We start from the raw sequence: 22,368 nt of genomic DNA, 5'->3' as shown, positions 1-22,368 counted from the left end.
CACCTTTAAATGGTGAGTTTCAACTTAAAATGATGAAGGAATAGCGGGCTATTTCATCTGTTTGTATTCTGATTTAATGCGGTCAGATGGAACCTCGTATGCTCGGTTTCAAATCATTTTAAGGCAGAAAATTGTTGTTTATAGGTGTGAAATTTATGGACTTGTCCATAAAGCACCGAAATCCTACGTTGCATCCTCGCGCTTTAGCCGGCTAAAGCTTTGACTATGCACCTTGTATTTCGCTGTTTATGAACGGCTGAATTCCCGAATAATAGTCGAACTCAGGTTTAGAATATCAGTTAACCTCCATCGGAGTCACCCGCAGGGGACTCCGATAACCGATATCTCCGCAATTTATTGAACCCCTCTTTAACAACCCGTATATGCTTAATTACCATTGGCATATGCCCGGCGTATTGACTACCTGTATTGCATGAATAAGCGAGCGGGTGAGCTAAAAGTCTTCGCTGAACAACTCATAAAAATTCTCAGGTGTAATGGTCTTGAAACGGACCTCGGCATAGCTTTGAGCAAACTCCTTTGGCAGGCGCCCACTTGACTTGGAATTGTACTTAAATTCAAAGCAATACAGCACGCCGTCCTTCTCTTCGATGAAATCAATTTCTTTCTGGTCGTATGTTCGCCAAAAAAAACTGTTCACTTTTCTACGGTTAAATTCGTTGAATTTCAATCGCTCCGAAATACAGAAGTTTTCCCAAAGTCCGCCTACATCTGTCCGAAGATGCAGCGGATTGTGGTTTCGAATAATGGCGTTTCGTATACCGGTATCGTAGAAATAGACCTTCTGGCTCTTGGCAATTTCTTTACGCAGGTTTCGGCTGAACGAGCGCAAGCGAAAAACAACGAACGACTTTTCAAGCAGTTCTATATACCGCTTTACCGTGTGCACATTACTTCCGGTTATTTGTGCCAACTCATTTAACGAAGACTCGCTGCCCAACTGAAGCGCCATTGCCTGCAACAACTTTTCGATCAATTCGGGCCTTTTAACCTGTTCAAATTGTAGCACATCACGGTAAAGGTAACTTGATGCAATTTCACTCAGCTCCTCCTCCTTGTCGGCGTTTGATGAAAGAACTACCTGTGGGTACATCCCGAATCGGATAAAAGATGGGAGCATTGCTTTGAGCTCAACCAACGGGTGCAGTGCGCGCATTTCTTCCAAAGAAAACGGCAGAAGCATATAGGTTCTGGATCTACCTGTGAGCGGCTCAGAAACCTTGTCTGCCAGTTCAAAGCTCGAAGAGCCTGTGGCAATAAACTGAACACTTGGAAAAGTATCCACCAATACTTTCAATATCATACCCATATTCGGGATATGCTGCGCTTCATCAAAAACCATGAGGCGTTTTGTATCTACAAAGTCATTTAGCATCAAAGAATTAGTGCTTTCAAGTAAATCCTTATTCTCCTGTAACTCACAATTGATGTATCTGGCATCCTCTCCGGCTTCCTCAACCAATTGACGAACGAGCGTCGTTTTCCCAGTACGACGGGCCCCATACAATACAAGCACCTTTCCTTTATAAATGTTGTTTTTTAGGGTTTTATACAGAATTCTCGGAAGGACTTTCATAAACATGGGCCATTGTACTTCACAAATTTAGCATATTTCATGAACTGTACTTCATATTTTAAGTTTAATTTACGAAGTCAATAGTAGAAAAGTTGCGGTAAATCCGGTTGATTAAACTCCACCGGCGTCACCCGAAGAGGACTCCGCTGACAGACATCTCTGCAATTTATTGAATGCCTCTTTACCAGTCCGTCTATGAGCAATTCATTTCCAGAGCAGATTTCAGCAGAAATTTCTCCCGCGAAATGCTTCGGTCGAAATGACAAAAGCGTAAGTTAGCATATGAGTTTCCTACGCAGTCAGGTCCGTTGGAGGCTAACTGGTTGAATGCCGGCCAAAAGCTCACCGTAAAAAAAAAGACCGCGCAACGGCGGCCTTTGTTAAATGCAATCAAAATGGCTAGCCTCCGAAGTCGTCGAAGGAAACGTTTTCGGGAGGTACTCCCCAGTCATCAACCATTTTCAGAACAGCCTGGTTCATCAGCGGTGGACCGCAGAAGTAAAACTCAATGTCTTCGGGTGAGTCGTGCTTCTTAAGGTACTGATCAATCACCACCTGGTGCACAAAGCCCACAAAACCATCTCCGGGTGCGTCAATGTCTTCCTTTACCTGCCAGTTGTCTTCCTCGGTAGGTTCACTCAAGGCCACAAAGAATCGAAAATTGGGGAATTCCTGCTCAATCTTGCGGAAATGATCGAGATAGAAAAGCTCTCGCTTCGAACGACCGCCGTACCAATACGTAACCTTTCGGTTGGTGCGCAGGGTGTGGAACAGGTGAAACAAGTGCGAGCGCATAGGAGCCATCCCCGCACCACCGCCGATGTAGAGCATTTCGGCGTCGGTTTCCTTGATAAAGAATTCTCCATAAGGTCCTGAAATGGTCACCTTATCGCCGGGCTTGCAGCCAAATACAAACGAAGAACAGATGCCGGGATTTACCGCCATCCAATCGTTCTTGGCGCGATCCCACGGTGGGGTTGCGATACGTATGTTCAGCATGATGATATTCCCTTCGGCCGGATGGTTGGCCATAGAGTAAGCGCGGAAAATCGGCTCATCATTTACCATCTTCAGCTTCCAGAGGTCAAATTTATCCCACTCCGGTTTGAAGTCGTCGGGGTCGCGCTCGAGCTCCGGGTGTGTGGTGATATCAATGTCTTTGAACTCTACGGTGCAAGGAGGCACGTCAATCTGAATGTATCCACCGGCTTCAAACTCGAGGTGTTCACCTTCGGGCAGCTTCACCACAAACTCCTTGATAAACGAAGCCACGCTGTAGTTGGAAACCACCTCGCACTCCCATTTCTTGATGCCGAAAATTTCTTCAGGAATCTGGATATCCATGTCTTGTTTCACCTTTACCTGACATCCCAAACGCCAGTTATCCTGGATTTCCTTTCGGGTGAAGTAAGGTGCCTCGGTGGGAAGAATTTCACCTCCTCCTTTGTGGATCTGGCACTTGCACATGGCACAGGTTCCTCCTCCTCCGCAGGCAGAAGGGAGAAACAGTTTGTTGTTGCTCAGGGTGGTAAGCAGCGTATCGCCCGATTCTACCTGCAACTGCTTTTCACCATTTACGGTGATGGTTACAGGCCCGGAGGGCGACAGTTTTGACTTGGCGTACAGCAACACACTCACCAATAAAAAGATGACCATGAAGAATACGGCAATGGTAAGAAGAATGGTAGTTCCCATGCTTGAAAATCTGTTTTGCTAGTTACAATTCAATTCCCATAAAGCTCATGAAGGCAATGCCCATGAGACCGGTGATGATAAAAGTGATACCCAGCCCTCTCAGAGGAGCAGGCACATTGGAGTAGCGGATTTTTTCGCGGATGGCCGCGATGGACACAATGGCAATCCACCAGCCCACACCCGAGCCCAGACCGAACACGGTAGCATCCCAGATGTTGGGATACTGGCGTTCCTGCATAAAGAGTGCTCCTCCGAGGATAGAGCAGTTTACAGCGATAAGAGGCAGGAAGATTCCGAGTGCTCCATACAGCGCCGGTGCAAAACGCTCCACAATCATCTCTACCAGCTGAACCATAGAGGCAATTACAGCGATAAACATGATGAAGCTGAGGAAGCTCAAATCTACGGTGGCAAAATCAGCGCTGATCCAGGTAAGTGCTCCGGGTTGCAGAAAGTAATTTTCCAGCAGGTAGTTGATAGGTACAGTAATACCGAGTACGAAAATTACGGCAAAACCAAGCCCTACTCCCGTTTTAACCGTTTTCGATACGGCCAGGTATGAACACATACCGAGGAAGTAGGCGAAAATCATGTTGTCGACAAAAATCGACCGGACAAATATGTTTACAGCATCCATGGCTTATTCTGGCTTGAGTAGGTTATTAGTTTTCTTCAATGAGTTTGGTGTTACGCGCACGCTGAATCCAGATGATTACCCCAACAGTTACGAGTGCCATTGGAGGCAGAATCATCATGTTGTTGTTCATGTAGCCCATGTCGTAAAACGCAGCGGGAATCACTTCAAAACCGTACAGTTTTCCTGAACCAAACAGCTCACGTACCACTGCCACGGCTACCAGGATCCAGGCGTAACCAAGGGCGTTACCAAAACCGTCGAGTACCGATGGAAAAGGCTTGTTCCCCATTGCAAACGCTTCAAAGCGTCCCATGATGATACAGTTGGTGATGATCAGTCCCACAAACACCGAGAGTCGTGCCGCCACATCCGGAAGGAAGGCCTGCAGTGTTTCGCTCACCACAATTACGAGCGATGCTACCACCACGAGCTGCACGATGATTCGGATTCGCGACGGGATTGAGTTGCGAAGCAGCGAAATAATGAGGTTACCCATCATCATTACAAACACTACCGACAATGACATTACCACCGCTTGCTCAACCTGCACGGTAATGGCCAATGCTGAACAGATACCGAGTACCTGAACGGTAATGGGGTTATCATCATCAAGCGGATCGGTGATCAGCTTCTTGTTTTTCTTGGAGAACAGGGGCTCAGAGGGTCTTTTCTCCTCTTTAACCTCGGGTGCAGTTGTTTCTGTACTCATGGTCTTAAGCGTTGTTTTTGTTAAAGAAGCGGTGATATACCTTCAGAGTACGCTGAAGCATTTCGGTTACTCCATCGCTGGTGATGGTACCACCGGTAATTCCATCTACCTGATGCGGGTTGCCGGCTTCGGCGCCACCTTTTTTCACTTCGATAGATTTGTAATTTCCTTGATCGTCGAGTATTTGCTTACCCTTGAAGGGGTCCTGAAACATCGGCAGGCTGATTTCAGCTCCCAAACCGGGCGTTTCCGTTGCGTGGTCAAAGCTGGCTCCGTACACCGTGTTAAAATCGTCCTCAAGTGCAACAAATCCCCAGATGGCACCCCAGAGACCGTTTCCTACCATTGGAATTACGTAGAGGTTCTTTCCATCCTTGTCGCACTTGTAGAAGGGATAGTTGCGACCTTCAGGCTTGATGGAGCGGTCGCGGTACTCAGCGCGTATATTGATGTTAAACGCGTCTTTGTCATCCAACTGATCTACCTCACCGGTGTTGCTACTGATCACGTTCCCTTCATAATCAATCACCACACGCTCCACGACGTATTTGTCGAAAAGCTCAGCGGCATTGGTTCGGTTGGCGTCCACATCAATGGCAGTGAGAATATCAATACGCTTTTTGTCAGCCTGATTTTTGAGCTGCAAGGGCTTAAGGCCCATGGCGAGCGACGAGAGCACGGCGCCCACCACTACTACCATTACCAGCGCAAAGCCGAATGTAAATGCATTGCTGTTTTTGTCTAGAGCCATCTTACGCAGTTTTTACTTTAAGTCGGTTCATTCTTCGTTTGATGTTGGCCTCAATTACATAGTGGTCAATCATCGGAGCCATTACGTTCATAAAGAGAATGGCCATCATCACTCCTTCGGGATAGGCCGGGTTCACTGTTCGTATCAGAATGGCGAGGAATCCAATCAGGAAGCCGTAAATATATTTTCCGCTTGCTGTTTGCGAAGCTGTTACAGGATCGGTTGCCATAAACACCACACCAAACATAAATCCACCAATGGCGAGGTGATACCACCAGGGCAGCGCAAGGAATGTATTATCGGGGAAATAAGCCGGGCCCACCAAGTTAAAAATAAGCCCCATTACGGCACCTCCTGCCACAGCAGAGAGCATGATGCGCCAGCTTCCAATACCTGTCCAGAGTAACAAACCGGCTCCAATCAGGATGGCGATTACAGAGGTTTCTCCTACGGATCCGGGAACAAAGCCGTAAATAGCATCCATAAACGAGGCATTCACACTTGCGTAGGCATTCCCTGCTGTATCGGTGAACTCGGAAACCGGAGTGGTAGTAGCTTTGGCGAGGAGTGTTTCACCGGTATAGCCATCTACCGGCTTCCCATCTCCGGCAGTATTGATCCAAACTTTGTTTCCCGACATTTCTGTGGGGTAGGCAAAAAACAGGAATGCCCGCGCGGTGAGCGCTACGTTGAGGATGTTCATACCGGTTCCGCCAAACACTTCTTTTCCGATAACCACGGCAAATGCTGTGGCCACACCCACCATCCAGAGCGGTACATCAACGGGCATGCACAGAGGAATCAACATTCCTGACACCAGGAATCCCTCGTTGATGGCGTGGCTCTTTACGATGCAGAAAATAAACTCAATTCCAAGACCTACACCGTAAGAGACGATTACCAGCGGCAGAACTTTCAGCGCTCCGAACAGGAACATGTCTCCAAAAGTGGCCGTTACGCCCATGGCCATGTAGTGCTGGTATCCTACGTTATACATTCCAAAGAGCAAACACGGAATAAGCGCAACAATCACCATGAACATGGTGCGCTTCATGTCAATTCCATCGCGAATGTGCGATCCGGATTTGGTTACATGGCCGGGTACAAAGGCAAACGTGTCCAATGAATCCGGAATGGGCCAAAACTTGTGAAGCTTGCCACCTTCTTTGAAGGGGGGCATTAGCTTGTTGTCAATCAGGTCTTTTAACGCTTTCAATGCTATCGGTTTTTGTTTCGATTATGCAAACTCTTTTTGGATGGTATCCAGTCCTTGTCTTACAATTCTCTGAATTTCAATTTTCGATGTGCAGACAAACTCACACAGCGCAAAATCTTCGCTATCTACCTCGTAAATACCCAGCTTCTCCATCATGTCGATGTCGTTCATCATGATGGATTTCACCAGCTGCATGGGGTAGATATCGAACGGGAACACCTTTTCCATCTCGCCAGTAACCACAAATGCGCGCTCTTCACCATTAAGGTTGGTGTTGAGACGGTATTTTTTACCGGGCATTAACCACGACGGGAACGAGTGAGACAAAGAAAACTTGTGTAGCCCGGGCGAAAGCCATCCCTCAGTAAGGAAGAACTGGGGCTCGTGTCCTTCGGGAATCACAGAAACTTCAGTGTGGTAAAACCCAACAAATCCTTCGCTGTCAATTTTGTCACCCGTCAGAACATTGCCCGAAATGATTCGAAGGTCTCCATCTTTCAATCGGCCTTTAATCATGGGCTTTACAGGAGCTCCGTACCAGGTATCGAAATATTTGGGTTCCGTTACCTCACTACCCACGAGGGCTAAAGTGCAAGCGGGGTTGTACTTTCCTTCTTTGAACAACCTTCCAATGGTGATCAGGTGCGAGGGCGTTACGTACCAAATCAACTCTCCTTTGTTGAGAGGATCGAGCTGGTGAATCTGCACACCCACGTTTCCGGCAGGATGCGGTCCACTTACCTTGTTGAGTTGAATATTTTTCAATCCTTGGAATGCTTTCGACTTTTCGGGGTCGGCAGCAACCTGAAAATGAATGGAACCATCACAGAGTCTCGCCATGGCATCCAAACCTGCCTGCAACTCACTGATGTGATCCTGACAAATGAAATTCAGGTCCGCACCCAGGGGAGCAGTATTCACCGCAGAAACAAAAATAGATTTGGGATGATCCTCAGGATTGGCAATGGTTGAAAACGGGCGCTGGCGAATGGCTGTCCACAAACCGCTGTTAAGCAGCTTTTCAACTACCTGCTCGCGCGACATGGAGCCCGGATCACCTGCGCCAAAATCAATGGCAGATGGCTCTTTATCAGCCAAAATACGCACCTCCAGAATTCGTCGCTTTTCACCACGTCGAATTTCGACCACCTCTCCGCTTACCGGGCTGGTGAACTTAATGGCTTCGTTGTATTTGTCGTGAAAAAGAACGGTTCCGGCCTTAACCTCATCGCCTTCGCGAACCACCATTTTGGGTGTGAGGTTATGAAAATCGGTGGGCTTTACAGCAAAAATCTCAGGACGATTGATTTGAGATTTGGCTTTTTCGGCCTCCCCCACTAGCTTAATATCAACGCCTTTCCTGATTTTGATGGTTTTTGACATGTTCCGCGTCGGTTAAAATTTCGGGGCAAAATTAGAAATTACTGCCAAGTGGGTAAGGAAACTGGCAATAAAATTGCTGCTATATTGCCCCAAAAAAATCAAATCCTGATTCATGCCCTTTAACAGATTTCTACCCCTATTGTTGATTACTTGTTTACTCTTTTCCGTGCCGGATATCACAGCCCAAACAGAAGTTAACCAGCCCGAGTTCATTGAAGACGAAGACAGACCCAAAACCAAAAAAGAACTACGCGAAGAACGCCGGTTGCAGCGCGAGGCCGAGGAAAAAGCGCGTAGAGAAGAAGCCAAAAAAAACCAACTCCCTTTTGAAGACCGCGTTTACGACGAACACATCAAAACCATTTTGGTGCACAAAGCAGGTTTGCAACTCAACCCTCCGGTTATACAGATGGGAGGCGTAGAAAAGATTGAAGTCCGGTTTGACGACCTGCACCCTTACTCCCGCACCTTTGCCTATTCTGTAGAGCACTGTACACACGATTGGCAAGGGTCTGATTTAATTGAATCCGAGTATCTGGAAGGTTTTTTCACCAACTACATCAATGATTTCAGCAACTCATTCAACACCACACAGCCCTATATGCATCACCGGTTTGCTTTTCCGAATGAGGATTTGAGGATTACGCGGTCGGGGAATTACCTGCTTAAAGTTTTTGCAGACGATGACCCCAGCAAGGTAATATTTACCCGCCGGTTTATGGTTACCGAAAACGTTGTGATGATTGATGCCAAAGCTGCTGCTCCACGCAATGTGGCGTTGAGGCAGGAAGGTCAGGAAATTCAGTTTACCATCAACCACGGGTCTTTTCCGATTCCGAATCCGTTCAGAGATTTGAATGTGGTGCTCATCCAGAACCAGCGGTGGAATTCTGCCATTACAGGTCTCAATCCGGTGTTTGTGAAAGGCGGCGAGCTGGTGTATGACTACGATGCGCCAGCCACCTTTATGGCCGGTAATGAATACCGCCCTCTCGACATCAAAAGCTTTACCTATCAGATGGAGAACATTCTGCGCAGTGAACGAACCCCACTGGGCTGGCAAATTCTGCTTGCTCCCGATCAGCCGCGTGTTTTCAGGCGCTACGAAACCATTCGCGATATCAATGGGCAGGCATTTGTGAAAAACGACGACGGCTTTGCAGATCACACAGAATCTGACTACGCAACCGTGCACTTCACGCTCAAGGTAGATCAGCCCCTCATCCGCTCGGAGATATATGTGTACGGGGGGTACAATAACTTCGCCCTGACCGAAGAAAACAAAATGACCTACAACCCGGAAATTGGAAGCTACCAATGCAGTCTTCACCTGAAACAAGGGTTTTACAACTACAAATATGCTGTGGTTGAGGAACATGTTGGAATACCCGACATCACCATAATAGAAGGCTCTTTCATGGAAACCGAAAACGCCTATATGATATTGGTGTACCACCGCAATTTTTCGAACAATTACGACCAACTAATCGGCGTGTCGTACGTTAATGCTAACAGACGCTAAGTTTAACCACCTTGTACTTCGCCACACGAAACTCTTAAAAGAAAAGCCATGGTAACAGCGGTAAGTAGTGGTATCAAGATTACGGTGGTTACGCAATACGAGCGCGACTATTCATCACCTGCCAACGAGCAGTACTTCTTCATTTACAACATCACCATAGAGAACACCAACGACTTTCCTGTGAAGTTACTGAGAAGAGAATGGTTTATTATTGACAGCAATGGCGACAAGCGTGAGGTTGAAGGTGAAGGCGTAGTGGGCGAGCAACCTGTTATACCACCCGGCAGCAAGTACTCTTACAGCTCGGGTTGTGACTTTATGACAGATTTTGGCTCGATGAGCGGCTCGTACCTGATGAAGCGATTAGACGCCGGTTTGGTGTTCAAGGCACACATTCCGAGGTTTTACATGCTTGCGCCGTGGCGCTTAAACTAATCGGTAGCGCACAATAGCCTCGCAGCGATTACTTTTCAAGCTTTTTGATGAACACTCTTCAATCCTGCTATTGGTTTGAGGAGCCTCGCTGCCCCAACCCGGTAATCGCATTCGAACCCGCGGAACCAAATGCACTTGTTAAGCCACTTGGAATGGCTAATTTTGCGGCCAAATTTTTTGATTAGTCACCCCCGAAAACATCTCTGTTTATGCCCAAAGGAATATACCAGGTACCCCCTGTGGCCAATGAGCCGGTAAAAGATTATGCACCCGGAAGTGCCGAACGTGAATCGCTGCTTGCAACCTATCGAAGTATGCTGCAACAAAATCCTGTTGATGTGCCCATGTACATTGGCAGCGAAGAAGTGAGAACCGGAAACAAGCAGCCGCTATCACCTCCACACGACCATCAGCGGATTATCGGTCATTTTAACTACGGCGATGCTTCGCACGTAAAATCAGCCATTGACGCTGCCCTGGCTGCACGCAAAGCCTGGAGCAATCTTGCCTGGGAACACCGCGCAAGCATTTTCCTCAAAGCCGCCGATTTGTTGGCAGGTCCTTTCCGCGACCGCATGAACGCAGCCACCATGCTCGGGCAGTCGAAAAACGCTTTTCAGGCCGAGATTGACGCCGCATGTGAGTTGATTGACTTTTTGCGCTTCAACGTGGCATACATGCAGCAGATCTACAGCGACCAGCCCGGAAGCAACCCCGGAATCTGGAACCGCATGGAGTACCGTCCTCTGGAGGGATTTGTATTTGCACTTACTCCTTTTAACTTCACCTCTATTGCCGCCAACCTTTGTGTAGCTCCCGCGCTGATGGGGAATACTGTGGTTTGGAAGCCCGCCGATTCGCAGGTGTACTCTGCACAAATCATTATGGAGCTCTTCAAAGCAGCAGGTGTACCGGATGGAGTCATTAATATGGTAACCCTGGATGGCCCCGAAGCCGGTGAGGTAATCTTCAATCACCCTGATTTTGCAGGTCTCCACTTTACAGGTTCTACCGGCGTATTCCGTCATTTATGGACAACCATTGGCGCCAATATCGCCCAATACAAAAGCTACCCGCGCATTGTGGGTGAAACCGGTGGTAAAGATTTTGTGGTGGCTCACCGCAGCGCCGACCCCATTGAAGTTGCGGTTGCCCTTTCGCGCGGTGCTTTTGAATTCCAAGGGCAAAAATGTTCAGCGGCCTCTCGTGCCTACATCCCTGACAATATATGGCCGGCAGTGAAAGAGCATCTGTTGAGCGACCTCGCTTCATTTAAAATGGGAAGCCCCGAAGACTTTGGGAACTTTGTGAACGCTGTGATTGACCGCAAAGCCTTTGACAAAATCTCCGGCTACATTGATTATGTGAAAGGGCAAAGCGACGCAAGCATCATCGCCGGTGGAAACTATGACGATTCGAAAGGATACTTTATTGAACCCACTGTGATTGAAACAAGCAACCCAAAATTCCGCACCATGTGTGAGGAAATATTTGGGCCGGTACTCACCATTTACGTGTACCCCGCCAACGATTTTGAAGCTACCCTGAAACTTGTTGACAGCACTTCGGAATACGCCCTTACCGGTAGTATTTTCTCCGGCGACCGCTACGCGATTGACCTGGCAACACGCATGCTGGCCAATGCTGCAGGAAACTTCTATATCAACGACAAACCCACTGGGGCTGTGGTAGGTCAGCAGCCTTTTGGCGGTGCAAGAGGTTCCGGCACCAACGACAAAGCCGGCTCCTACCTAAACCTGATCCGTTGGGTTTCACCGAGAACCATCAAGGAAACCTTTGTACCCGCTAAAAACTACCGGTACCCTTTCCTCGGGTAATTCAAAGGTGGTTTGTGAAAAGTTTTAGGGGCAGGCCGTTTTTGGTTTGCCCCTTTCCTTGTACCTTTATCCCATGTTCAGGCGAATTCCAAAATTTCTGCGAAACAAGTATGCTTTAGCCACGCTCGCCATGTTGATGTGGATTACGTTTTTTCACAACAATGACCTGATTTCACAGATGGGAGCCAGGATGAAACTCAATCAGCTCGAAAAGGAGCAAGAGTACTACCGACATCGCATTGAGGAAACCAAAGCCGCCATTCACGACCTCACCACCAACAAGGAATCCCTTGAGAAATTTGCCCGTGAACATCACCACATGAAGAAAGAGGACGAAGACATTTTTCTCGTCATTTTTGAATAACCCCGCAATTGGCGGCGTACCAGCGCATGAAAGACGCAACACAACCCTTTGAACCGACCTCTGCCGAAGAATGGCGCAACCTTATCCGCAAAGAATTGAAGTCTCTTGACTACGATAATCTTTGCTGGACTCCTGCCAACGGCCTCCAACTGAGACCCGATTACAGCAGCACCGATTTACCCGCAGCTACCGTGTTTATCCCCGGAAATGGCCGACCTGAGGGCTGGCTTATTCGCGAAGATGTTGCTGAAACTGCATCGGCAGAAGCCAACAAAGCCGGGCTAACACTACTCAACCGCGGTGTGCATGCGCTCGGCTTCAGGGGTGATTTTTCGTCGGAAGATGATTTGAAAGCCCTGCTGAAAGATATTGAACTACCATACATATCGGTTCATTTTGAAGGCAGCTCTCGTCCGCGGGTGCTCATGGAGTCTCTGAGCCTTTACGCCAAAAGCAAAGGCTACAGCCCCGATACGATATTCGGAGGCATGGCAACCGACCCCATCACAGTGCTTTTAAGTCGTGGCAACTGGATATTGAACGAAGCACGGGATGCCGAAATGGTTCAAGAGCTCCTGAATCTGCGCATTGAAACCGGACTTCAGCGCTTCACTCCTCTTCGGGTTGATGCATCCATGTACCACCACGCCGGAGCGGATACCGTTACCGAACTCGCTGCCACACTTGCCCACGCCAACGAATACCTGCACCGGGCGCGCGAAGCCGACATTGCTCCCGACGATGCCGTGGCAGGCATTTCATTTCGACTGGCTTGCGGAAGATCCTATTACACGCAAATTGCCAAGCTACGGGCGCTAAGGCTACTTTGGGCCAATGTGTGCAAGGCCTACGGCGCAAATCCGCAAAAAGCAGCACAGGTGCAGATGGGTTGCATAACCAGCCCTCGTGAGCGCTCCATGCGAGACCCCTACACCAACATGCTTCGCAACACCACCCAGGCGATGGCCGCGGTTATTGGAGGTTGCAATCACTTGAGGGTTCTGCCGCACGACGATCAGCACAACGATTTCAGTCTTCGCATAGCGCGAAATGTGCAGTTGCTTTTGGCAGAGGAGGTTCACCTTCGCGAAGTGACCGATCCCGCTGCCGGCTCATATTTGCTGGAGCGCCTTACCCACGATTTGATGCAACAGGTATGGAAACGATTCAAAGAAATAGAGGCAATGGGCGGGCTGATTGAAACTGCCAAGAGCGGCTGGTTACAAGAGCAAATAAGCCTTGAAGCGGCCGAGGAAGAGCGCAAAGTATCAGAAGGAATTCTCACCTACATCGGTGCAAACAAGTATCCCAACCCCGACGAAGCAGGAAGTATTCGGGCAGAAAGCAACGGAGAATCTGCCGTTACAGAGAGCAAACTGGTAGAACCACTCAAATTACGACGCGCCGCACAACATGTTGAATCCATGTCACAAAGCACCACTGCATGACACGTATTTCGTTTCAGGATATCGAATTGGATTTTGGCCTGCTGCAACCGGGTAAGCCGCACTCGGAAACCGGAATCATAACTCCAGAGGGCATCGAACTCAAGCCCCGTTACAGCGCTGAAGATCTCAAAGAAGTAAGTCACCTCGGTTTTCAGGCCGGCTCTCCTCCCTACCTTCGCGGACCCTACGCCTCCATGTACACGGTGCGCCCATGGACCATCCGCCAGTACGCAGGATTCAGCACCGCCGAGGAGAGCAATGCGTTTTATCGAAGAAACCTTGCTGCCGGGCAAAAAGGACTTTCTGTTGCCTTTGATCTGGCCACCCATCGCGGCTACGATTCTGACCATCCACGTGTTATTGGAGACGTAGGTAAAGCAGGCGTAGCTATTGACAGCGTGCTCGATATGAAGCTGCTGTTCGACCAGATTCCGCTCGACAAAATGTCGGTTTCAATGACCATGAACGGCGCGGTGTTGCCCATCCTGGCCTTTTACATTGTAGCGGCTGAGGAACAAGGCGTATCACCCGGGCAACTTTCAGGAACCATTCAGAACGACATCCTGAAGGAGTTCATGGTTCGCAACACCTATATCTACCCTCCGGGGCCTTCGATGCGGATTGTGGCCGACATTTTCCGGTTTACCTCGCGTAACATGCCCCGATTCAACTCTATCAGCATCTCCGGCTACCACATGCACGAGGCGGGCGCACCAGCTGATATTGAGCTGGCCTATACCCTTGCCGACGGGCTGGAATACGTTCGTACCGGACTGGAAGCAGGATTGGATATTGACGATTTCGCCCCGCGCCTCTCGTTTTTCTGGGCTATTGGGATGAACCATTTTATGGAGATTGCCAAAATGCGGGCAGGCCGTTGGTTGTGGGCCGAAATGATTCAGCGATTCAAGCCTGAAAACCAAAAGTCATTGGCCTTGCGAACGCATTGTCAAACATCGGGATGGAGTCTTACTGAGCAGGACCCGTTTAACAATGTAGCCAGAACCTGCATTGAAGCATTGGCTGCAGCCTTTGGTGGAACACAATCGCTCCATACCAATGCCCTCGACGAAGCCATTGCTCTTCCCACTGACTTTTCGGCGCGCATTGCCCGAAACACGCAAATTTACCTTCAAGAGGAAACCGATATCTGCAAAGTGGTTGACCCTTGGGGAGGATCGTACTATGTGGAGAGCCTAACCCATCAACTCTATCACCGGGCCAAAAAACACCTCGCCGAAATTGAGGAACTGGGCGGAATGGCCAAAGCCATCGAAACCGGCGTTCCAAAAATGAGGATTGAGGAAGCCGCGGCAAAAAAACAGGCGCGCATTGACGGAGGGAGCTCCGTGATCGTGGGAGTGAACCGCTTCGAAACCGATGAAAAAACCAACATCGAGATTCGCGATGTGGATAACACCGAAGTACGCCGACAACAGTTGGAACGACTTCAAAAACTCAAAACCGAACGCGACGAGAACGCCTGTCAACAGGCATTGAACGCACTGACCGAAGGCGCCAAAAGTGGTGAGGGCAACTTGCTCGAGCTGGCCATAGAAGCCGCCCGAAAACGCGCCAGCCTCGGTGAGATTTCGCTCGCACTCGAAAAAATCTATGGCCGGTACCAGGCCACCATCCGTTCTATAACCGGCGTATATTCCGAAGAGGTGAAAAACGACCAAGACTTCAACAAAGCGCGGCAAATGTGCAACGACTTTGCTGCCATTGCCGGGCGAAGACCCCGCATCATGATTGCCAAAATGGGCCAGGACGGCCACGACAGGGGAGCCAAGGTAATCGCAACTGCGTTTGCAGACATCGGCTTTGATGTGGACATCGGGCCGCTTTTCCAAACGCCGGAAGAAGCCGCCAAGCAAGCTGTTGAAAACGACGTGCACATACTGGGTGTTTCTTCGCTCGCAGCTGGACACAAAACGCTGGTTCCCGCAGTCATTGAATCGCTGAAGCAGGCAGGCCGCGAAGATATGCTCGTGGTTGCCGGAGGTGTTATCCCCCAGCAGGACTACGATTTTCTATTCGATGCCGGCGTAGTAGGTGTATTCGGGCCGGGTACGCGCATTTCCAAAGCAGCTCAACACATTCTTGATATTCTTACGCAAGGCTATCAAGCCTGATGGTTCAAAAACCTTCGCGCTTCTGAATTGTTATTTTACCCATGGCCTTGCAATGCACGGCCGTTTTGTGTAATTTTAGACTATCAAATCGGGAGAAAAATGATGAGAGATGTAAATCTGCGCGATGCGCTAAACGATGCCGAAAACAACCCCATTGAATCAAGCTTACTGGACAAAGTGAATGACTGGCTGCGCGATGATGCGGTTCAGGACCGAAACATATTGCAGTCTATTGAGGAAAACCCCGGAAATGAGCCCTTGATGAGCCCCGAAAATTTAGATTCAAGGTGCGTGTACTCCAGGGAAGCCATTGAGCGCGTTGCGGTGAAATACCGACTTCGCTTTTTGGGCACCCAACATTACAGCGGTGAAATTCCACAGGAGGCCATTTCCAAACTCCGCAGCCTGCAACGTGAACAAAACGTGCAAACCGACCGCTATTACATTCTGGCGCCGGCCGCCAAATTCAAACTGAGCGACTGCAACCAGGATCCCCTGCTCTTTCTTCCTCTCTCCAATGGAAAGTTCTACCTGGTGCACCAGTGGGGCAATGACCTGAAGTGGTATCGCTCCATCATGAAATTTCCATTCCGCAGTCCGGCAGCGCTCGCTGCAACGGTACTTGCCTTTACCTTGCTGCTGACAATTGTATTGCCCAACAGCATGATTACCGCTGAATCTGAAGCATCATTCTTCAATTCGGGCAGACTGGTATTCTTCTTTTGGATGAACCTGCTAATGGCCGCCATCCTGTCTTACCTCTGTTTTGCATTTCATTTCACCTTTAGCAAGTACAACTGGAACAGCCGCTTTTTCAACGATTAAGCCGGGTGCTTCCTTCGCTTGCCGGTCTGTGCATACTGCTTTTTGCGGGGTGTTCTCAGGGCAAAAAAAGCGCTTCGGTGCATCCTTCTTTCAATGTTGAAAGCGCAGAATTAACCATTCACCGCGAATATCCGGGTGTGTCTGGCCCCACGTGGTACTTTTTGATGTACGAGCTGAAACTTTCCGTTGAAGCTGAGAAGCCCGTGAAGTTCGTGGAGTTCCTGGCCGACGGTCGCAGCCTGCCTGTTTTGCAGGTGGTTGGAGGTCAACATTGGTATCAGCGCAGCACCACCGACTTGTTTTCAGGAACAGAAAAGGAACTGTATATCCGCAGCCAGGAAACCATCAACCTGCCGGAAAGCTCAGACACACCTGCACCACCCGATGTTCCTGAAATGATACTGCTGATTTATGAAGTCAACAACAAACGATTCGAGCTGCCCATAAGCACAGTCAAGGTTGGAGAGCAAGTTTTCCGCCCCATGATGCACTCACCCCATAGCGACTAGCGCATCGGCCGGATGTTGCCGCTTCCTTTTACTGAAAACGACGAATCACGCGGAGCACCCGTATAGCGAACATCTCCGCTCCCTGCCACACTGGCCTCCAAAAACTCCTCGGCATTCACAAAAGCATCTCCACTGCCTGAGATCTTTACACTGGTTGATTTGGCAGTCATGTTTTGGCCCTTGAAGTCACCCGAGCCTTTTACGGTTACCTCCAAACGATCAGCCTTGCCATTGAAACGAATATCTCCCGAACCCTGTATATCTGCCTGAATATGACGGTAGGTACCCTCGGCTGTGATATCACCGGAGCCTTTCACCTTCATCTTCAATGTACCGCCCAGCAAATCGGTGAGCCCATGAATATCGCCCGAGCCATACACAGCCAACCCTTCAACCCGCTCAGTATTGAGGTAAACCTCTACCACTTCTTTGGTTTGGAAACAATCGTCTGAATCAATGGTAAGCACACCGTTCTCCACTTCAATGCTCAAGAGATCGGCTATATTCTTTTGAGCCTTGACGGTGGCCTGAGTAGGAAAATGATTCTGGCTGATAAACACATTCACCGGACATCTTACCTCAACCGATGAAAAAGCCTCTAAAGGTCTGGATTCCTGCAGTACCTCTCCGCTACCCTTTTCGCAAGGCATGCACGATGCAAGCAATGCACTGAGCAAAATGGCTCCGCTAATACGGACTGATTTTGTGAATGTCGTTGTTGTCATCTTCGATTTGGTTTTTGATATAGCGTATTTTGAGCGCCAGCATGGCAAACTCAGGTTGGTTTCGTTTTTTGAGCCAATGTACAGAGTCGTCATCGCCATCGCCGGCGCGTGCTACCCTGGCGAGCACGTCATAACCGTGCATATTCAACCATTCAAAGGCTTGTTCGTTCCCCTCCGCTGCATTGATGGCAGCCATCAGGTGCGGAAAACCATTTTCCATCAGCCAATCACGTGCTTCCTTTTGATTGCGGAGTGCAAAGCAAAAAATGCCCAACTCGGGATAGCCGTTTTTCATCAGCCAATCGCGAATACCGCGGTTTCCTGTGAGGGCTTCGCCCCAGGCAAGCAAAATTTTTGCGGGATACGCACCTTTCATTTTTTAAAAGTAGGAACAATTTCAACACTTTCGCCATTGTGTTTGCGGTATGTCAAATGTTACTTTTACGGCTGAACACAAAAAACCAATGTTATGAGCGCCTCGCAACTTAGTTCTATGTTACCCAAAGATACTTTTTCATCACGTGTAGTGATTGTTACCGGTGGAGGCTCGGGTTTAGGCCGGGCTATGGCCACCGAATTGGGCCGACTCGGAGCGAAGCTGGTCATTACCAGCCGCAAACTTGAAAAGCTCGAAGCAGCGGCCGCAGCAATCTCGGAGGAAACAGGTACAGAAGTGCTTCCGCTTGCTTGTGATGTGGCTCAAGCCGACCAGGTAGATGCCATGGTAGCTGCCGTGCTCGATAAGTTTGGCAAAATTGACTCCCTCGTAAACAACGCAGCCGGAAACTTCATAGCCCCCACAGAGCGCCTTTCAGCGCGGGCATTTGGCGTGATTCTCGACATTGTACTCAAGGGCACTGCCCATTGCACGCTTGCCGTTGGAAAGCATTGGCTGAAAGACGAGCAAGCTACCGGTCGGAGCATTCTCAATATTGCTACCACGTACGCGAGCACTGGCTCCGGCTATGTGGTACCCTCGGCCTGTGCCAAGGCCGGAGTATTGGCCATGACCCGTTCACTGGCAGTAGAATGGGGTAACCGCGGAATCCGAATCAACGCCATTGCACCCGGTCCGTTTCCGACCAAGGGTGCGTGGGAGCGTCTGTTGCCCGGTGACCTTGTGGAGCAATTCAGTATGGATCAGCGAGTGCCACTCGGGCGCGTAGGAGACCCTCGCGAGCTGGCCAATCTGGCCGCCTACCTGCTAAGCGATTACGCTGCTTACATCAACGGCGAAGTGGTTACCATGGACGGTGGAGAATGGCTGCAGGGAGCCGGTCAATTCAACATGCTTAAAGCCATTCCGCCCAAAATGTGGGATATGCTTGAAGCACAGGTTCGGGCCGCGAACAAGAAGTAGTCGGGCCATTTGAACCATTCAACCAATTCTTGCTCAAATTAGTCGGAGAATTCCATTTTTTAACCGACAAATTTTGGTATTCTGACCCCAGCAATTGTGGTCATTTATCGAAAAGACGAAACCTTCAGAAGTGTGATTTAGTATCAAGACGAGAATTTGCTACTCGTCAAAACACTTCTGAAAACATGGAACGTACACGCGCTCTCTTAACCTGGATAGCTCTCGGCCTGATGGCCACAGGGCTTTTCGCACAACAAAACCCGCCGGCTCCGGCACAACACCATCTGGCCCAAAAGCTGGCCGCTCAGCATGCGCTTCAAAGCGAAGCACACCCGGCAGCTACGGAAGAAAAGATGGTATTTCATTCAAACGACGATCATGATCACCAGTGCGCGTTCGACAATCGTCACGATGTAATGATGGCCAACGACCCGCTCTATCAGAGCGAAATGCAAAACCGCGAACGCGATCTTCGCGATATCATTAATGCCGACTTTGGCGGATACCGCAACGGGGTGCTTACCATGCCCGTGGTGGTACACATCATTCACAAGGGTGAGCCCCTCGGAAGCGGAACCAACATTTCGGATGCTCAGATTTATTCGGCTATTGACGCACTCAACGAGGATTACCGCAAAATGGCAGGCACCAACGGCGACGGAAACGGCGTGGATGTGGAGATTGAATTCTGCCTGGCCGTGCGCGACCCCGACAACAACCCACACAGTGGAATTAACCGCGTGGATGGAACTGTAGTTCCACTATATGCCGATCAGGGAATCACCGCAGGAATGGGGCAAGGCGCCAATGAAATGGCTATCAAAAACCTCAGTCGCTGGCCCAATCAGCAGTACTACAACATCTGGGTGGTTTCTGAAATTGAAAACAACAACGGTGGTGGCGGTATTCAGGGATACGCCTATTTCCCTACTACCAGTCAGGTAGATGGAACAGTCATTCTCTTTAATGCCTTCGGAACCGTAGGTAACCTGAAGTCTTACACCAACATGAACCGAACCTTGACCCATGAGCTCGGTCACGCGCTTCACCTTTACCACACGTTTCAGGGTAACAATTGCAACGAAAGCAACTGCAACACACAGGGCGATCGCGTATGCGACACGCCTCCAACAACCATGAACAGTAACTGCAACAATCCCGCTTGTGGTGGTACCCAGCAGGTGAACAACTACCTGGATTACACCAGCCAAACCTGCCGAAACATGTTCACCCAGGGCCAGAAAGACCGAATGCGCGCCGCGCTACTCGGGCCGCGTGCTGCGCTGCTCAATTCGCAGGCATGTGTTCCTGTGAATAACCTCGACGCGGGTATCACCCACATCTCACATCCCACGGGATCTCTATGCTCACCCACTTTTACCCCTGAGATAACCCTTACCAATTTTGGTTCAGCCACACTTACAAGTGTCGCTATTGTGTACAATGTGGATGGAAATAACCCGCAAACATTCAACTGGACCGGAAGTCTCGCAACGGGAAGTTCAACTTCCGTTACGCTTCCAGCCTACACAGGGCCCTCAGCAGGTGGTACCTTTTATGCGTCTACCAACCAGCCCAACGGACAGGCCGACCAAAACATGGCCAATGACACCTACACCTCTGTGTACACTGCCATCGCCGGAAATGCCATCACCATTAACGTAACAACAGACTTTTACGGAACCGAAACCACCTGGCAACTCACCAACAGTAACAACACTGTACTCGCTTCAGGCGGTCCCTATCCCAACGGGTCTATCGGCACCAGCTACATTCAAAACATTTGTGTGGAGGACGGGTGCTACACATTTACCATCTTCGACAGCTTCGGTGATGGTATCTGCTGCTCCTTTGGGCAAGGTTCTTATTCGGTAACCGACAGCGATGGCAATTCACTCGCTTCGGGGGGTAACTTCGGAAGCTCAGAGTCCACAACTTTCTGTTTCGACAATGACAACGGGAATGCACCGATTGCAGACTTTGAGGCCAGTGAAACCAATATCTGCGCAGGCGATGCCATAGACTTTACCGACATGAGCAGCAACGAGCCTACCTCATGGTCGTGGTCATTTGACGGAGGAACCCCCACTACCTCAACCGACGAAAATCCCAGCGGTATCGTTTTCAACACGCCGGGCAACTACACCGTAACCCTGGTTGCCACCAATGCAGACGGCAGCCACACAGAAACCATGAGCAACTTCATTACCGTAAATGAACCTACCACCTGGTATGCCGACAATGACGGAGACGGCTATGGCAACCCCGATGTGACCATGCTTGCATGCGAGCAACCCGACGGTTATGTAGCCAACAGCGATGACTGCGATGATGACGACGCCAACAACTACGACGAATGCGTTGACTGCAACGGAGATATGTGGGGAACAGCCGTTTTGGACAACTGCGGAACTTGCGTGCAAGGCAACACCGGACTCACGGCCTGCACCCAGGACTGCAATGGCGACTGGGGAGGCAACGCTACCATTGACAACTGTGGCAACTGCGTAGGGGGTAACTCCGGAAACACACCCTGCTTGCAAGACTGCTCCGGACTTTGGGGAGGAACAGCCTTTACCGACAACTGCGGTGATTGTGTAGGTGGTAACACCGGTCTCAATGCCTGCACCCAGGACTGCAACGGCGTATGGGGTGGAAATGCCACTATCGACAATTGTGGTGACTGTGTAGGCGGTAATACCGGAAACGCGCCCTGCCAACAAGACTGTGCCGGCGAATGGGGAGGATCAGCAACCATTGATGGATGTGGCGAATGTGTAGGGGGTTCAACCGGCCTTACACCCTGCCCGACCGACTGTGCAGGAGTTCCCGGAGGCAGCGCCTTTACCGATAACTGCGGCACCTGCGTGGGGGGCAATACAGGTCTCGCGCCTTGCGCCCAGGACTGTAACGGTGACTGGGGCGGAAGCGCCACTACTGACAATTGTGGTAACTGTATAGGCGGTAATACCGGAAACGCTCCCTGCCAACAAGACTGCGCCGGTGTGTGGGGTGGTACTGCATCTCTCGATAACTGCGGCACCTGCGTGGGGGGCAATACAGGACTCGCGCCTTGCGCCCAGGACTGTAACGGTGACTGGGGTGGAAGCGCCACTACTGACAACTGCGGTAACTGCGTAGGCGGAAACACAGGAATAAACCCATGCCAACAAGACTGCGCCGGTGTATGGGGCGGAACTGCCTCTCTCGACAATTGCG

18 protein-coding genes are annotated in these 22,368 nt (G+C 49.9%); 10 read left to right on the top strand and 8 right to left on the bottom strand.

What is annotated here, in order from left to right; genetic code table 11:
• Positions 1-454 precede the first annotated feature (454 nt).
• The 7 genes from EA392_12960 to EA392_12930 all read right to left on the bottom strand — a co-directional run bounded on the left by EA392_12960 (position 455) and on the right by EA392_12930 (position 7,988).
• Positions 455-1,603: an ATP-binding protein gene (locus tag EA392_12960; protein TVR37373.1), complete on the bottom strand. Its 1,149-nt coding sequence runs from the start codon at positions 1,601-1,603 to the stop codon at positions 455-457.
• A 393-nt stretch (positions 1,604-1,996) separates the two neighbouring features.
• On the bottom strand, positions 1,997-3,292 hold the full coding sequence (locus EA392_12955; protein ID TVR37372.1) for an NADH:ubiquinone reductase (Na(+)-transporting) subunit F: 1,296 nt from the start codon (positions 3,290-3,292) through the stop codon (positions 1,997-1,999).
• Between the two features lie 22 nt (positions 3,293-3,314).
• The gene (nqrE, locus tag EA392_12950; GenBank protein TVR37371.1) at positions 3,315-3,929 is read right to left on the bottom strand and encodes an NADH:ubiquinone reductase (Na(+)-transporting) subunit E; all 615 of its coding nucleotides are present in this window, start codon (positions 3,927-3,929) and stop codon (positions 3,315-3,317) included.
• 25 nt (positions 3,930-3,954) lie between these two features.
• Positions 3,955-4,638: an NADH:ubiquinone reductase (Na(+)-transporting) subunit D gene (locus EA392_12945; GenBank protein ID TVR37370.1), complete on the bottom strand. Its 684-nt coding sequence runs from the start codon at positions 4,636-4,638 to the stop codon at positions 3,955-3,957.
• A gap of 4 nt (positions 4,639-4,642) precedes the next feature.
• Positions 4,643-5,389: an NADH:ubiquinone reductase (Na(+)-transporting) subunit C gene (gene nqrC / locus EA392_12940; protein TVR37369.1), complete on the bottom strand. Its 747-nt coding sequence runs from the start codon at positions 5,387-5,389 to the stop codon at positions 4,643-4,645.
• A 1-nt stretch (position 5,390) separates the two neighbouring features.
• A complete protein-coding gene (locus tag EA392_12935; GenBank protein TVR37368.1) occupies positions 5,391-6,605 on the bottom strand; it encodes an NADH:ubiquinone reductase (Na(+)-transporting) subunit B in 1,215 nt (404 codons plus the stop codon).
• Between the two features lie 21 nt (positions 6,606-6,626).
• Positions 6,627-7,988: a Na(+)-translocating NADH-quinone reductase subunit A gene (locus EA392_12930; GenBank protein ID TVR37367.1), complete on the bottom strand. Its 1,362-nt coding sequence runs from the start codon at positions 7,986-7,988 to the stop codon at positions 6,627-6,629.
• A 112-nt stretch (positions 7,989-8,100) separates the two neighbouring features.
• On the opposite strand from EA392_12930, the gene EA392_12925 reads away from it, so the two are divergent.
• From EA392_12925 to EA392_12890, 8 genes are all read left to right on the top strand, one after another.
• Positions 8,101-9,510, top strand: coding sequence for a DUF5103 domain-containing protein (locus EA392_12925; protein ID TVR37366.1), 1,410 nt, complete (start codon positions 8,101-8,103; stop codon positions 9,508-9,510).
• Positions 9,511-9,558: 48 nt separating this feature from the next.
• Positions 9,559-9,945, top strand: a complete 387-nt coding sequence (gene apaG, locus EA392_12920; protein TVR37365.1) for a Co2+/Mg2+ efflux protein ApaG — start codon at positions 9,559-9,561, stop codon at positions 9,943-9,945.
• Between the two features lie 209 nt (positions 9,946-10,154).
• Positions 10,155-11,783 carry an L-glutamate gamma-semialdehyde dehydrogenase gene (gene pruA, locus EA392_12915; GenBank protein ID TVR37364.1) on the top strand — a complete coding sequence of 543 codons (1,629 nt, stop codon included), beginning with the start codon at positions 10,155-10,157 and terminating at the stop codon, positions 11,781-11,783.
• 73 nt (positions 11,784-11,856) lie between these two features.
• Positions 11,857-12,147 (top strand): septum formation initiator family protein, encoded by a 291-nt coding sequence (locus EA392_12910; protein ID TVR37363.1) that lies wholly within the window; start codon positions 11,857-11,859, stop codon positions 12,145-12,147.
• An 8-nt stretch (positions 12,148-12,155) separates the two neighbouring features.
• A complete protein-coding gene (locus EA392_12905; protein TVR37362.1) occupies positions 12,156-13,595 on the top strand; it encodes a hypothetical protein in 1,440 nt (479 codons plus the stop codon).
• On the top strand, positions 13,592-15,730 hold the full coding sequence (locus EA392_12900) for a methylmalonyl-CoA mutase (protein TVR37361.1): 2,139 nt from the start codon (positions 13,592-13,594) through the stop codon (positions 15,728-15,730). The genes EA392_12905 and EA392_12900 overlap by 4 nt, the downstream gene beginning before the upstream one ends.
• Before the next feature lie 99 nt (positions 15,731-15,829).
• On the top strand, positions 15,830-16,555 hold the full coding sequence (locus tag EA392_12895; protein ID TVR37360.1) for a hypothetical protein: 726 nt from the start codon (positions 15,830-15,832) through the stop codon (positions 16,553-16,555).
• A 5-nt stretch (positions 16,556-16,560) separates the two neighbouring features.
• Positions 16,561-17,064: a hypothetical protein gene (locus EA392_12890; GenBank protein TVR37359.1), complete on the top strand. Its 504-nt coding sequence runs from the start codon at positions 16,561-16,563 to the stop codon at positions 17,062-17,064.
• On the opposite strand, the gene EA392_12885 is transcribed toward EA392_12890, so the two are convergent.
• Positions 17,061-17,888 carry a DUF2807 domain-containing protein gene (locus tag EA392_12885; protein ID TVR37358.1) on the bottom strand — a complete coding sequence of 276 codons (828 nt, stop codon included), beginning with the start codon at positions 17,886-17,888 and terminating at the stop codon, positions 17,061-17,063. The genes EA392_12890 and EA392_12885 overlap by 4 nt on opposite strands.
• 394 nt (positions 17,889-18,282) lie before the next feature.
• Here EA392_12885 and EA392_12880 point away from each other — a divergent pair, with 394 nt between their 5' ends.
• Both EA392_12880 and EA392_12875 read left to right on the top strand, forming a co-directional pair.
• A complete protein-coding gene (locus EA392_12880) occupies positions 18,283-19,149 on the top strand; it encodes an SDR family oxidoreductase (protein TVR37374.1) in 867 nt (288 codons plus the stop codon).
• 185 nt (positions 19,150-19,334) lie between these two features.
• A partial coding sequence (locus tag EA392_12875; GenBank protein ID TVR37357.1) for a PKD domain-containing protein occupies positions 19,335-22,368 on the top strand: 3,034 nt, incomplete at its 3' end.

The organism is Cryomorphaceae bacterium (genome assembly GCA_007695365.1).
Classification (GTDB): Bacteria; Bacteroidota; Bacteroidia; order Flavobacteriales_D; family SKUL01; genus SKUL01.
This window is presented reverse-complemented; position numbering and strand designations above follow the sequence as displayed.

Bases quoted from the DNA above. Each gene is read 5' to 3' on its own strand.
- EA392_12960 (TVR37373.1), bottom strand. From the start codon at position 1,603: ATGTTTATGAAAGTCCTTCCGAGAATTCTGTATAAAACCCTAAAAAAC.
- EA392_12955 (TVR37372.1), bottom strand. From the start codon at position 3,292: ATGGGAACTACCATTCTTCTTACCATTGCCGTATTCTTCATGGTCATC.
- nqrE (TVR37371.1), bottom strand. From the start codon at position 3,929: ATGGATGCTGTAAACATATTTGTCCGGTCGATTTTTGTCGACAACATG.
- EA392_12945 (TVR37370.1), bottom strand. From the start codon at position 4,638: ATGAGTACAGAAACAACTGCACCCGAGGTTAAAGAGGAGAAAAGACCC.
- nqrC (TVR37369.1), bottom strand. From the start codon at position 5,389: ATGGCTCTAGACAAAAACAGCAATGCATTTACATTCGGCTTTGCGCTG.
- EA392_12930 (TVR37367.1), bottom strand. From the start codon at position 7,988: ATGTCAAAAACCATCAAAATCAGGAAAGGCGTTGATATTAAGCTAGTG.
- EA392_12925 (TVR37366.1), top strand. From the start codon at position 8,101: ATGCCCTTTAACAGATTTCTACCCCTATTGTTGATTACTTGTTTACTC.
- apaG (TVR37365.1), top strand. From the start codon at position 9,559: ATGGTAACAGCGGTAAGTAGTGGTATCAAGATTACGGTGGTTACGCAA.
- pruA (TVR37364.1), top strand. From the start codon at position 10,155: ATGCCCAAAGGAATATACCAGGTACCCCCTGTGGCCAATGAGCCGGTA.
- EA392_12910 (TVR37363.1), top strand. From the start codon at position 11,857: ATGTTCAGGCGAATTCCAAAATTTCTGCGAAACAAGTATGCTTTAGCC.
- EA392_12900 (TVR37361.1), top strand. From the start codon at position 13,592: ATGACACGTATTTCGTTTCAGGATATCGAATTGGATTTTGGCCTGCTG.
- EA392_12895 (TVR37360.1), top strand. From the start codon at position 15,830: ATGATGAGAGATGTAAATCTGCGCGATGCGCTAAACGATGCCGAAAAC.
- EA392_12885 (TVR37358.1), bottom strand. From the start codon at position 17,888: ATGGCGATGACGACTCTGTACATTGGCTCAAAAAACGAAACCAACCTG.
- EA392_12880 (TVR37374.1), top strand. From the start codon at position 18,283: ATGTTACCCAAAGATACTTTTTCATCACGTGTAGTGATTGTTACCGGT.